11 protein-coding genes are annotated in these 12895 nt (G+C 68.2%); 6 read left to right on the forward strand and 5 right to left on the reverse strand.

What is annotated here, in order from left to right:
• Positions 1 to 283: 283 nt before the first annotated feature.
• A complete protein-coding gene (locus ACWD3H_RS34005) occupies positions 284 to 487 on the reverse strand; it encodes a hypothetical protein (protein WP_451957903.1) in 204 nt (67 codons plus the stop codon).
• A gap of 143 nt (positions 488 to 630) precedes the next feature.
• On the opposite strand from ACWD3H_RS34005, the gene ACWD3H_RS34010 reads away from it, so the two are divergent.
• The gene (locus tag ACWD3H_RS34010; protein ID WP_355564342.1) at positions 631 to 1005 is read left to right on the forward strand and encodes an STAS domain-containing protein; all 375 of its coding nucleotides are present in this window, start codon (positions 631 to 633) and stop codon (positions 1003 to 1005) included.
• Between the two features lie 99 nt (positions 1006 to 1104).
• Positions 1105 to 1470: an STAS domain-containing protein gene (locus tag ACWD3H_RS34015; RefSeq protein WP_451957904.1), complete on the forward strand. Its 366-nt coding sequence runs from the start codon at positions 1105 to 1107 to the stop codon at positions 1468 to 1470.
• Between the two features lie 37 nt (positions 1471 to 1507).
• Here the strand turns inward: ACWD3H_RS34015 and ACWD3H_RS34020 are convergent, their stop codons facing one another.
• Positions 1508 to 2398 (reverse strand): nucleoside hydrolase, encoded by an 891-nt coding sequence (locus tag ACWD3H_RS34020; RefSeq protein ID WP_355564348.1) that lies wholly within the window; start codon positions 2396 to 2398, stop codon positions 1508 to 1510.
• 168 nt (positions 2399 to 2566) lie between these two features.
• Between ACWD3H_RS34020 and ACWD3H_RS34025 the strand changes: the two genes are divergently transcribed.
• Both ACWD3H_RS34025 and ACWD3H_RS34030 read left to right on the forward strand, forming a co-directional pair.
• Positions 2567 to 6124: a protein kinase domain-containing protein gene (locus ACWD3H_RS34025; protein WP_451957905.1), complete on the forward strand. Its 3558-nt coding sequence runs from the start codon at positions 2567 to 2569 to the stop codon at positions 6122 to 6124.
• 347 nt (positions 6125 to 6471) lie between these two features.
• Positions 6472 to 7056 carry an HD domain-containing protein gene (locus tag ACWD3H_RS34030; protein ID WP_355564352.1) on the forward strand — a complete coding sequence of 195 codons (585 nt, stop codon included), beginning with the start codon at positions 6472 to 6474 and terminating at the stop codon, positions 7054 to 7056.
• A gap of 322 nt (positions 7057 to 7378) precedes the next feature.
• Here ACWD3H_RS34030 and ACWD3H_RS34035 read toward each other — a convergent pair whose 3' ends face one another.
• The 3 genes from ACWD3H_RS34035 to ACWD3H_RS34045 all read right to left on the reverse strand — a co-directional run bounded on the left by ACWD3H_RS34035 (position 7379) and on the right by ACWD3H_RS34045 (position 10293).
• A complete protein-coding gene (locus ACWD3H_RS34035; protein ID WP_451957906.1) occupies positions 7379 to 8797 on the reverse strand; it encodes an amidase in 1419 nt (472 codons plus the stop codon).
• 203 nt (positions 8798 to 9000) lie between these two features.
• Positions 9001 to 9729: a glycosyltransferase family 2 protein gene (locus ACWD3H_RS34040; protein ID WP_355564357.1), complete on the reverse strand. Its 729-nt coding sequence runs from the start codon at positions 9727 to 9729 to the stop codon at positions 9001 to 9003.
• 279 nt (positions 9730 to 10008) lie between these two features.
• Positions 10009 to 10293, reverse strand: a complete 285-nt coding sequence (locus ACWD3H_RS34045) for a hypothetical protein (RefSeq protein WP_350921234.1) — start codon at positions 10291 to 10293, stop codon at positions 10009 to 10011.
• Positions 10294 to 10525: 232 nt separating this feature from the next.
• Between ACWD3H_RS34045 and ACWD3H_RS34050 the strand changes: the two genes are divergently transcribed.
• Positions 10526 to 11974, forward strand: coding sequence for a helix-turn-helix domain-containing protein (locus ACWD3H_RS34050; RefSeq protein WP_355564361.1), 1449 nt, complete (start codon positions 10526 to 10528; stop codon positions 11972 to 11974).
• A complete protein-coding gene (locus tag ACWD3H_RS34055; protein ID WP_350921239.1) occupies positions 11974 to 12879 on the forward strand; it encodes a phosphotransferase enzyme family protein in 906 nt (301 codons plus the stop codon). Before ACWD3H_RS34050 ends, ACWD3H_RS34055 begins: the two co-directional genes overlap by 1 nt.
• Positions 12880 to 12895: the final 16 nt, after the last annotated feature.

A 12895-nucleotide genomic window follows, 5' to 3' on the forward strand; every position in this document is an offset into this window, starting at 1 on the left:
CGAGGCTTTTGGAGGATTAAGACCTTTTTCATGTCGTACTCCCTCTTTGTTGGAGTTTGAGAGAGACTACGCCAGCTGACTGACTTTTTCGCGGATTTTTTCGCCGAGCGCGGACCGCTCGGGGGTGGAGGTGTCGTCCCCGGGGTCCCGGCTGTGTCGTTGAGGGAATCAGTAGTGGCGTTTGAGGGGTTGGGGGCGCTATGTCCGCAGAGTACGGAGGGCATGTTTCCGGCAGGGACCCCGTCTGTTCCAAGCCGGAGACCTTGTGGCCGTGCGGGGAGGCTCAGCGGCGGAGCACGAAGGCCCTCTCGTCGTCGCCGATGCCGACCGAGCCCACCGCCCACAGCGTGCCGGTGCCCGGCACCCGGGCCAGACCGGTGTCGCCGACGTCGCCGGTCTCGTCGTACTGCTGAGTGGCGGTGTGGGCGCGGAACAGCGGACCGTACTCGGGTGACCAGGCGGTGCCGTCGAAGTGCAGGATGAGCACCTGCCCCGGGTGGTCGGCGTCGACGCCGCTGATCCACAGGTCGCCGGGTCTGAGCTCCTTATGTCACCACCGGTCGGCCGTGCCCGCCAGGATTGGAACCGCCTGTTCGGGGGCACCTGGCACATAGTCAGGAGGGGATACCGATGTTGAGGGGCGAAGACGGTGCGGGATTCCGGATCCGAACCGACAGGCACCGTCACTTCACAACCCTGTACGCGGCGGGGGCGCTGGACTACGGATCCTCACCCCTGTTGAGGGAGCAGGCCGACGTCGCCCTGCGGGCGACCGATCACCCGCGCCTGGTGATCGACCTCACCGAGGTCACCTTCTGTGACTCCACCGGGTACGGCGTGCTGATGTACGCCCTTACCCGCGTCCACCGGCTGACGGGCTCGCTCGTCCTCGTCGGCCTCTCCGCCGCGATGAGGAACCGGCTGAGCCGCCTCGGAGTGGCAGAGCTGTTCGACACCCGCCGTACGGTTGAGGAGGCGATGAAGGTGTTCCCCGGAACGACGTGAACGACCGGTGAGGTCGGCGTGCTCCGTGGCCCACCGGGGTGGTTCACACCGTATGAGACAGTTGTGTTGCTTGGGACAAGGTAGGTCAGAAGGTTGGTCATGTTCGTGGGAAATGAGGCGGAGCCTGCTTTCACCGCCACCTCGGGGTTGCACGGCACCGCGCTCGTCGTGCGGGCGAGTGGGGAGCTTGATCACTACCACACGCCGGCGCTGCGGGAGGAGATGGGAAGGGCGTGGAGTGCCCTGCCCTCGCAGCTTCTCATCCTCGACCTGTCGGCCCTGACCTTCTGTGACTCCTCGGGGATCGGCGAGTTGCTCCAGGTTCGCCACCACGGCCTGAGCGAGGGAGTGCGGGTCATCCTCACCGGAGTTCAGGGCAACCTCGCCCGTCGGCTCAACCTGGCCGGCCTGACCCAGGTGTTCGAGATGTTCCCTTCCGTGGCCGAGGCGCTGGAAGCGGCCTGAGGCGAGGTTCCGCACGACGCGCGACCACCGTGCGAGATCAAACGGTGCCCGCGCCGACAAAGGTCTCGAAGAGCCGCTCGCGATCGATCGCGGTCGTGATGAACGTCTGGCTGCCGACGGCCGGCCGCGCGCCCCACGCGCCGCCCTCCTCCCGGACCATCTCGACCTCCGCCCAGCCGGCGATGGCGTGGTCGATGGCCACGCAGGCCGCGGTGGGGTCGTGCAGCAGCTTTCCCCCCGGCTTCTTGCGCAGGTAGTGCTCCATGCCCGAGAACACCAGGGCAAGCCCGGCCGCGCGGTCCCGGTACGGCCGCAGCCGCTCGTGGAACTCCCGGTCGTAGCGAACTCCGTGGGTGACGTTCTTGGACACCAGTTCGCGCCGGGCGATCCGGTCACCGGACGACAGCGCGAGCCGGGCCGCCCCGGGGGCGCCGTTGAAGTTGAACGTCGGGCACGTGGTACGGCCGTCGAACTTCGGCAGCCGGTGCTCGGGCGGCACGATGTTGTCACCGGCGAACCCGCCCTGGGCCACCCACCGGCTCAGTCTTGCCCCCGCATGCTCGTCGAGGAACCGCCGGAGGTTGTGCAGTGGGCCGCCGGTGAGAAGCGTGGCCTGGGGATGGCGCTCCAGGGTCCGGGCGATCAGGGCGCCGGGCGGGGCGTCCGGCAGGGCAGGGGCAGGAGCGCCGAGCCAGCGGTGATGGAAGGCGGACACATGGTCCTTGCCGGTGCCTGGATCACTGGCGCCCACCGGGACGTCGTCTCGGCCGACCAGTCTGAGCACGTGCCGGACCAGCCCGACCTGGGCCGCTGACCCGGGGGTGACGGTGACGGCGCGCAGCCGTACCGCCGGATGGGTCGCGACCAGGCACAGGGTCAGCACATCGTCGGGATCCTGGGTCTCCAGATCGAGCAGTAGATCCAGCATCGCGTCTCGTGACCTTCCTCGCGCCGTGGTGAAGAGCATTAAATGTTCGTTGATCGTACGGAGTCAGTGCAGAACGAAGCCAGCCATTTATCGCGTTCGCGCTTCAGAACATTCGGAGTTCTTGGCGCGTCCAACCGGTCGGCGACTCACCGCGACGGAGTGATCGAAATGGGCGCGTTAACAGCGAGAGACCCACAGCGAATCGGGCAGTACTGGCTGGCCGGACGGCTCGGCGAGGGGGGTCAGGGTGTCGTCTATGAAGCCTATGACGAACAGGGCGCACGGGTCGCGCTCAAGGTGCTGCACGCCTCCAACGATCCCGGGTTGCGGGACCGCTTCCAGCGCGAAGTCACCGCGGCTCAGCGGGTGGCGTCTTTCTGTACGGCTCGCGTGCTCGATGCCGATGCGAATGGGGACAAGCCATACATCGTCAGCGAGTACATCGAGGGGGCGAGCCTGCGCCAGGTGGTGCGGAGCGGACGCCGGTTCACGGGAGACGATCTGCACCGGCTGGCCACCGCGATCGCCACAGCACTCACCGCTGTGCACGATGCCGGGGTCGTTCACCGGGACCTGAAGCCGGACAACGTGCTACTGGCGGCTGACGGGCCGAGGGTCATCGACTTCGGCATAGCGCGGACCGAGGAGATGTCGCTGAGCTCGGCCGGAGTGGTCGCGGGCACGCCGCCGTACATAGCCCCAGAGGTGTTCACCGGAAGGCGTGCCGAGGCGGCGGCGGATGTTTTCGCCTGGGGTGCCATCATGCTGTTCGCCGTCACCGGTCAGGACGCCTTCCGGGCCGAAAGTCTGGGCGCGACGATGCATCGGGTGCTGTCGCTGGAGCCGGATCTGAGTGCGTTGCCGGCTTCGATGAGGGCCTTGGTGGCCGCGGCACTGGCGAAGGATCCTGACGCACGGCCGTCGGCGCGGGAGTTGCTGCTGGCGTTGGTGAGCGGCAGCGGAGCCGGTGCCGCTGGGCTGCTCAGCGCGGGCAGTGCGCGGGCGCGTGGGATCCGAGCACCCGAGGTGGCGGATCCGGCACTTGGCATGTTGGCCGAACAGGCGTACAAGGCGTTGAGCAGCGCCGAGCGGGAACTGGTGCCAGATGTCTTCCTGCGGCTGGTGGTCATCGCCGAGGACAACGTGGAGGCCGCCCGCCCGGCATCGACGGCCGACCTGCTGGAGGAGCGGCCAGAGCCAGAGCGAGCCGCGGTCCAACGCATCCTGGAGACGTTCTCCTACCTGATCTCCACCCGAGAAGAGGAGATCAGCCTGTTGCGTCCGGCGGTGTTACGCGCCTGGCCGCGGCTGCGCCGATGGGTGGATGCCGATCGGGACGGACTGGCGATCCTGGACGGGCTGACCACCGCGGCCCGACATTGGGAAGAGCACGAACGCAAAGACGGGGACCTGCTTCGAGGCAATCGCCTGGAGACCGTCCAGCGATGGGCGGCCACCGGTCGTCGCCAGCTGACGCTGACCCGGCTGGAACGCACTTTCCTTGAGGCCAGTACTCGCGCCGTGACCCGTGGCGTCAGGCAACGCCGTCTGGCTGTGATCAGCCTGGTGATTCTGCTGATCGGGGCATTGGCGGGAGCCGGTGCCGCTGTCAACGCGGCCAACAACGCCGACGTTCAGCGGTCGATAGCCGAGGGGGAGCGGACCAAGGCGGAGAAGCAGGCCAAGGCGACTCTGTCTCGCCAACTTGCGCTGCAGAGCGCAGAACTCAGAACAGCCGATCCCAAGATAGCCCAATTGCTTGCTGTCACATCACGGCATTTTGCTCCTACCCCCGAAGCCCGCCACATCATGCTCGACATTCTCGCCGACCCGGCACGAGAAGAACTGGTCGGCCACACCAATTCCGTGAACGCGGTGGCTTTCAGTCCCGATGGGACCGTTCTCGCCACCGCGAGTGACGACGGGACCGTCCGGCTGTGGGACGTGGCCACTCGCCGGCAGGTCGGTCAGCCTCTCACCGGCCACACCGACATCGTACGTGCGGTGGCTTTCAGTCCCGATGGGACCGTTCTCGCCACCGGCGGCTTGGATAGGACCGTCCGGCTGTGGGATGTGGCCACCGGCCGGCAGGTCGGTCGGTCTCTCACCGGTCACACCGAAGGCGTGAACGCGGTGGCTTTCAGTCCCGATGGGACCGTTCTCGCTACCAGCGGCTTGGATAGGACCGTCCGGCTGTGGGATGTGGCCACTGGCCGGCAGGTCGGTCGGTCTCTCACCGGTCACAACAATGCGGTGGCTTTCAGTCCTGATGGGACCGTTCTCGCCACCGGCGGCTTGGATAGGACCGTCCGGCTGTGGGATGTGGCCACTCGTCGGCAGGTCGGTCGGTCTCTCACCGGTCACACCGATTTCGTGAATGCGGTGGCCTTCAGTCCCGACGGCACCGTTCTCGCCACCGCGAGTGACGACAGGACCGCTCGGCTCTGGGACGCGGCCACTGGCAGGCAGGTCGGTCAGCCTCTCACCGGCCACACCAGGACTGTGCACGCGGTGGCCTTCGGCCCCGGCGGAAGCATCCTCGCCACGGTGAGTGACGATGACACCGCCCGCCTGTGGGACGTGGCCACCGGCGAGCAACTCGGCCAGCCCCTCAGCGGCCACACCAATTCCGCGAACGCCGCGGTGGCCTTCAGCCCCAACGGTGCGACCCTCGCCACCACAGGTCGCGGCGAGACCGTCTGGCTCTGGGATGTGGCCACCCACCGCCAGATCGGCCGGTCTTTTACCGGCCCCGACTTCGCACGTGCGGTGGCTTTCAGCCCCGACGGCACGACTCTGGCCATCTCAAGGGACGACAAGAGTGTTGTCCGGCTCTGGGACAGGGAGACTCACCGCCAGATCGGCCGACCCCTCACCGGCCACACCGAATTCGTGAGCGCGATGGCGTTCAGCCCCGACGGCGCGACTCTGGTCACCGCAAGCGACGACAAGAGTGTCCGAGTCTGGAACGGGGACACTCAGCGCCAGGTCGGCGAATTCTCCATCGGCCCCGGCTTCGTGAGCGCGGTGGCCTTCAGCCCCAACGGTGCGACCCTCGCCGCCGCGGGTGACGACAACGCCGTCCGGCTGTGGGACGTGGCCACCCGCAAGCAGGTCGGTCAACCCCTCACCGGTCACACCAGAACCGTGAACGTGACGGTTTTCAGCTCCGATGGCACAACTCTGGCGACCATCGGTAACGACAACAGCATCCGCCTCTGGGACAGAGTCACTCACCGCCAGATCGGCCAACCGCTTGCCGGCCGTAATTTCGCAGCGCTCACACTGGCCTTGAGCCCTCGCGGTACGACCCTCGCCACCGCGGGTGACGACAACGCCGTCCGGCTGTGGGACGTGGCCACCCGTAAGCAGGTCGGTCAGCCTCTCACCGGTCACACCGACGTCGTACGCGCGGTGGCTTTCAGTCCCGACGGGACCGTTCTCGCCACGGCGGGTGACGATGGGACCGTCCGCCTGTGGGACGTGGCCACTCGCAGACAGATCGGCCAACCCCTCACCGGCCACACCGACATCGTGAACGCGGTGGTCTTCAGTCCCGACGGCACCGTTCTCGCCACCACAGGCGTGGACAAGACCGTCCGGCTCTGGGACGTGGCAACGCCCGCCGACCCGTTCTCCTCGCTGTGCGCCATTGCCGGGCGATCCCTCACTCCCGAGGAATGGGCGCAATATCTTCCAGAGGTGTCGTATGAAAAGGTCTGTTAGCTCGAATGTCGCAGTGGTCGAAGCGTTCTGGAATGTTTCACCGCCGCCGTATGGGCGGGCGGTTGATGGTCGAACCGAGTCTGGACACCTGGCGTGGGACCGTGCTTCTCGAGCATCTGATCGGCAAGCTGGACTCCACCGATCCCTACGCCGATGTGGTGGCGCACACGCTGTGAACGCTGATCGTGCCGCGTCCCTCGGCACCGGACCCCTGAGCGGCCGATGCCCTCGGGGACGCGGTTGTCCGTACGCTGGACGAGGCCACCGTGTCGCCGCGGTCCCGGCAGGAGTCGGAGGCGATCATCTACGCTCCGAGTGTGATCCACCGAGGGGGAGAGGGGGCTTCCATGGCCGAGGAACCGTCGAGGCTGGCCGGCCTGCTGTACGAGATCGGGCTGCTCAAGCGCTACAGGCGCACGGGCTGGCTGGTCGCGGGAGTACGGGACCCGGAAAGCATTGCCGATCACTCCTTCCGGACAGCGATCATCGCAAGCGTGATCACCGCGTTGGAAGGCGGCAACCCCGAGCGCGCGGCCTTCATGAGCCTGTTCCACGACACGCAGGAGACGCGGGTCACCGACATTCCCTACCTCGCCAAGCCCTACCTGAAGGCGGCACAGAACGAGGATGTCACCGCCGACCAGGTGCGCGGTCTCCCCGAGCCCGTGGCGGAGATGGTGAGCGGCGCGGTCGGTGAGTACGAGGAGAAGACCAGCCTCGAAGCCGTCTGCGCCCGCGACGCGGACAAGCTGGAGTGCCTGATCCAGGCGATCGAGTACCGCGAGCAGGGGCATCAGAACGTGCAGCCGTGGATCGACAGCTCTCTCGCCGCGCTGAAGACGCCGTCCGCCAAACGCCTCGCGGACGAAGCACTCAGCACGGGGTCGCTGGAGTGGGTGACACGCGTGCTCAACGGGGAGCGGGACGGCTGACGCTCGCCGGCCGACCTCGGGCGGGGATCTTGAGGAAGAGCGAGGCGGGTGCGTCCTGCGGAGTACGGACCTTCCCCCGGCCTTCGGGCCGGGGGAAGGTCCGTACGGGAGCGCCCGTCCGCCGGGGCGCGCGTCCTGCTCGAGACCGGCCTGCCGCCGCGGCTCCGTGCCCCGGCTCGCTTGCCGGCCGGGCCGCCCGCCGTCGCCGCGTCCCGGACATCTACTCGGAACTCGCGCTCGCCGGTCCGCCGGAACGGGTTCCGGTGCCGGACAGCCGGCGGTTGAAGGCACTTCCGATCAGGAGCGACGGCCGCGCCGCCGGTCAACTCCTCCCGACGAAGAAGGCGGGGGCTCGCCGGTGCCAGGGCATGACCTGTTCCAGCTGGGAGGCGATCTGGAACAGCAGGTCCTCGCGGCCGTACGGGGCGATGAGCTGGACGCCGATCGGCAACCCATGCTCGCTCTGGCAGAGTGGCAGGCTGATCGCCGGGTGGCCGGAGGCGTTGAAGACCATCGTGAATGGCCCGTAGTCGAACAGCGAGTCCAGCCACGTGGCGAAAGTGTAACCGGGGTCGTTGTAGCGCAGGGTGCCGTGGGGCGCGGGCAGGCGTCCCAGCGTCGGGGTGATCAGCAGGTCGTGCCCGGTGAGGAACATGGCCACCGATCGGGTCACTCGGTTCTGCGCGTCGAAGGCGTTCATCATGTCCATCGCCGTGTACGCGCCGGCCACTCGTATCAACTGCCGGGAGACCGCCTCCAAGTGGTCGAGGTCGGGTTGCCGGGGCGCTCGCAGCAACATCGAGGCGATCGCGACGCCTTCGGCCATCGCGCTCGCCAGCACATCGTCCCAGTCGAGCTCGGGACGGCCGAAAGTGACAGCATGGCCCAGCCGTTCCAGCATGTGCCCGACCTGGACGGCCGCCGCGGCCACCTCGCCGTCCACTTTCGCCCCCGACCAGGCCTCGGTGGTCAGCGCCACCCGCAGTGAGCCGGGGTCAACGCCCAACTCGCCGGCGTACCGGCCGCTCGGGGGAGGCGCGGTGTACTTGTCGCCGACGCCAGGTCCGTGTACGGCGTCAAGCAGGTGGGCGGCATCGCGGACGGTGCGGGTGAGCCCGAACTCGTACGCCATGCCGAGCATCGGCTCGCCCATGCCGGGACCGCACGGGACCCGGCCCCGGCTCGGCTTGAGCCCGACCAGCCCGCAGCAGGACGCGGGAACCCGGATGGACCCGGCGCCGTCGCTGGCATGCGCGAGCGGGACGGCACCGGCCGCGACCAGGGCTGCGGCGCCGCCGCTCGATCCGCCGACGCCGCGATCACGATCCCAGGGGTTGCGGGTGGGTCCGTACCTGAGGGATTCGGTGGAGAAGCTGAGCACCATCTCCGGCACGGTGGTGAGGCCGAGCGTGACCAGCCCGGCGGCCCTGAAGCGGGTCATCAGGTCGGTGTCGCGCTGGGCGGGGATGCCCGGCAGTGCCCGGCTGCCGAGGAAGAACGGCACGCCCTCGGCCACCGGCCCGTGGTCTTTGATCAGGAACGGCACCCCGGCCAGGGGGCCGTCCACAACGTGGCCGAGCGCGGGATCGAACGGGGGTAGCGCCAGCCCGTTCAGCTCGGCGTCCGCGATCGCGATGGCCTCTCGGGCGACGGCTTCGACCTCTGTGGCGGTGACCTCGCCCGCCTTGATCAGGTCACGGAGGCCGATGGCGTCAAAGCTCGCGTATTCGTGAATTTGCATGATGAGTCCTTGGTTTCGCACATCGATGACTGGGGGTGGTCGGCGACCATCCCCTTGGCGGAATCGATGTGCTACTACGCTCGGAACATCAGGTTCATCGTGGCAGCCGCCGGCCCGGCGGTCGAACGAATTCACGGGCCCGGCAGGCCGACGGCGTTGCCGTCCGGTCGCCGTTCTCGGAAGTGCTGAGCCGGCCGAGGAGGTCAGGCGGCGACCTGTTCCCGGTGGAGCCGGGCGCTGCCGACGCGGCCCTCGCGCTCGCGGAGGATGGTGCGGAGCACCCGAAGGCCGTCGCGGACGGCGTGCAGGTTGCTGGCGCCGTGGATCCGGCTGCGCTCGTGGCTGGGGACCTCGCGGATGACGAGTCCGGCCTGGGCGGCGCGGATGTTCATCAGCGTCTCGATCTCGAAGCCGTCGCAGTCGAGGTCGAGCGCGTCGAGGTGGCGGGCCCAGAAGGCGTTGTAGCCGTAGCACAGGTCGGTGTAGCGGGTGCCGTACAGCCGGTTGGTCATCTTGGTCAGCACCGTGTTGCCGAGTGAGCGGATCGGGCTGATGTCGTCGGATCCTCCGCCGGGGGCGCAGCGCGAGCCCTTGGCGAAGTCGGCGCCCTCGACCAGCGCGGTCACGAAGGCGTGGATCTCCTTGCCGTCGGTCGATCCGTCGGCGTCGATCATGACGATGATGTCACCGGTCGCGGCGGCGAAACCCTCGGTGAGAGCGTTGCCCTTGCCTTTTCCGGTCTGCCTGACGACGCGCAGTCCGGGCCGGAGGGCCTTGGCCACGGCCACCGTGTCGTCGATGGAGTTGCCGTCGACCAGGATCACCTCGTCGATCCAGGACGGCAGGGTCGCGAAGACGTGGGGGAGGTTCTCGGCCTCGTTCATAGCGGGAACGACCACACTGACACTGAAGGCGAAAGGGGCGCTGTTCATGCGCATAAGGTCTACCGAACCGCCTGCAGAACGCTTGAAAGCCCCTTGCAAGCCCGTCCGGGACGGAAGGCCGGTCGCCCCGACCTCCCCCTGAGGGTACGGGGAAGGTCTCTTTGCCGACGCTCAGAAAGGGAGCGTACGACCCGAGGGGCTGCGCAGGTCGAGCGGTACCGGCTTGCGGGGGGGACGGGGGCGTTGCACGACCAGGATCCTTTTCACGATGCCGCTCCATTCTGGGCTGGATCACCGGGTGTTACCCATGTCAGCCCCAAGAATCACCTATCTCCGTATCACATGAAGAACACTGGCCACACGCTCCGCGGCCGTGGCGACGTCCTCCGCGTGGCCGATGCGACCGGCCCAGGACAACCAGAACCACCACTCGCCGTCGTCCTCATGGGCGGCCAGTACGTCCTCGCTCCTGGCGGGGGCCATCGGGTTGATCACATGGAGCCTTGGATAAAGCCCCGCTGCCGACCTCAGGCGTACCTGGAAGGCGTGTGCCTCCAACTGGGCTGCCAACCGACGCAGGTGGTCGACGGCCTCGCCGCGTTCTGCCATCATCCGGATCACTCCTGGCGGACACTCGTGACTTGCCTCTTTGCAGAGTGCGGTTTCGTGGCACTTGAGGCAATCGGTCCTTCCGCAAACCCCCTCGGGATCAGTGGAATAGACCGGAAAGTCATGGATGTTCCGTGGAGAAACCGCGAATAAAGGGAATCCGGCGCACGGACGCGTTTACGCTGTGGTGCGCCCTTGTTAATGTTGTGTAAACAGCGACCGGGAGAGGGACGCCGTGGCCCGAGGTGAGCACTCGCCCGCATGTGCGCGACGCTGGCGCGAGCAGGCGGCGTCCAGGCAGTGGAACCACTGGCAGACCGCGCAGGCCATCCACGGCTGCTGCGGGGTGAGCCTGCTCAAGGCACACCGCCTGGCCAGGGGATGGTCGGCCAGGCAGTCCGTTCAGGAGCTGGAGGAGCTCTGTGAGCGCCAGAACCTGGGCGAGGCGCGGGCCAGCATCGACCTGCTCAACGCCTGGGAGAACAACCGGGCCAGACCGCGCCCGCAGACCATCGATCTGCTGGCCCGACTGTACCGCGCGAACGCCGTCAGGTTGGGCCTGGCCGGAGATTACTGCGAGGACGGCGGAGGCGCCAAGGTCGTGGTCGTCTCCGGCGGCGAGGGACGCTCGCCCTACCAGGCCGAGGAGCGGGAACGGTCCGAAGACGACATCGAGCGACGGGCGCTGTTCCACCACGCTCTGCTCGGCTCGCGGTCCGTGATGACGGGCCGGCTACTGGCCGAGGTGGAGCGGACCCGTCAGGACCTGGACCGTACGCTCGCCATCTCCACCGTCTCCGAGGAGCAGCTCGACCGGCTCGACGAGCAGGTGCTGCGTTACCGGCGCGAGTACATCAGCAGCGCGCCGGTGCCGATGCTCTACCGGCTCATGCTGGAGCTGTCGGACGTCAGGACGCTCTCCCTGACCCGTCAGCCCGCGATGGCCCAGCGCCGCCTGCTCAACGCCACGGTCATGCTGGCGCTGCTGTCGGCCGACGCGCTGATGAAGCTCGGCGACACCCGCCAGGCCCACGCCTGGTACGGCACCGCGCGCAACGCCTCCGACGACATGGGTGACGTGCGGCTGCGCGCCCTCGTCCGGGCACAGCAGGCGATGCTGCCGTACTACTACGGAGACCTGGCCGAGACCGTGCGGCTGGCGCGCGAGGCCAGGATGCTCGCGGGGAGCGCGCCCAGTTCCCCGGCGGCGCTCGGCGCGGCGGCCGAGGCGCGGGCACTGGCCCGGATGGGCGAGCACAAGGCGGCCAGGGTCGCGCTGGCCGAGGCGGAGCGGATCTTCGCCAGGATGCCTCCCGAGGGCCACGACCACCTGGCCTTCCGCTTCTCCGAGCGGCGGCTGCAGTTCTACCGGATCGGCACCCTGATCGAGCTGGGTGAGGATGTCGACTGGAAGCCGGGGCCCACCAGCCCTTCGGAACCGTACGCCATCGACCCGGTGCTGATCCTGCTCGACCAGGCGGCGCACCTGGTCCGCGACGGCAAGGTCGACGACGCCTGCCATCTGGCGGAGAAGGCACTGCTTCAGGTCCCGCAGGAGCACCGCACCTCCATCGTGCTCAACCGCGCGAGGGCGCTGTTGTCGGAGGTACCGCAGACCAGGCACAGGGCGGCGGCGGTGCGCCGCCTGAACGACCTGGTCACCGGCGCGGCTCCGGTCAGCTGATGGGGTCGCTCGCCGAGGAGGCCTTCACCGTCCTGCGGGAGGTCTGCGAGGATCTCGGCATCGATCACCGGGACGCGGAGTTGCTGCGGGTGCGCAGCAACGCCGTCTTCAAGCTGCGTAGCGAGATCGTGGTCAGAATCGCCACCGCGCCCAACGCGCTGACCCGGCTGCCGCTGGTCCTCGCGGTGGCCCGCTGGCTCGCCGAGCAGGGGTTCCCCGCGGTGCGCCCGGCCGATGAGATCTCCGAGCAGCCCGTGGTGCACGAGGGCAGGGTCGTCACGTTCTGGCACTACGTGCCGGCCAGCGGCCGCCCCACCACCACGGAGCTGGGTGAGATCCTGCGCAGCCTGCACCTGCTGCCGGTGCCGCCGATGGCTCTGCGGCGGTTCGTCGACCCGCTGTGCGAGGTGCGCCGCGCCGTGGACCGCTCCGAAGAGCTCACCCCCTGCCAGCGGGCCTGGCTGCGCGACCGCATCGCGGAGCTGACGGAGCGCTGGCTGGACCTCGGCGTGGACGACGAGCCCGTGCTGCTGCACGGTGACGCCTGGATCGACAACCTGCTGCGTTGCACGGACGGCCATGTGGTGCTCTGCGACTGGGACGGCGTCGCGGTCGGCCCCCGTGAGTGGGACCTGGTCCACACCTACCACGGCCAGCGGCGCTTCGGACTGACCGCCGCCGACGTGGACGCGTTCGCCGACGCGTACGGCAGCGATCTGCGTTCCTGGCCGGGATACTCCACCCTCATGGAGGTCAGGGACATCTACGCGGTGGGCATCCACATCCGCAACGCCGCCGCGGACCCCTTCTCCCGGCGTGAGTTGCCTCGCAGGCTCGATTCCCTCACCCGAGGTGAACAACATGCTCGCTGGTACATGGCGGAACCCGCTAGTGTCTCTCAATAAAGATCTTCAAGCGGGG

The organism is Streptosporangium sp. NPDC002607, from assembly GCF_053592655.1.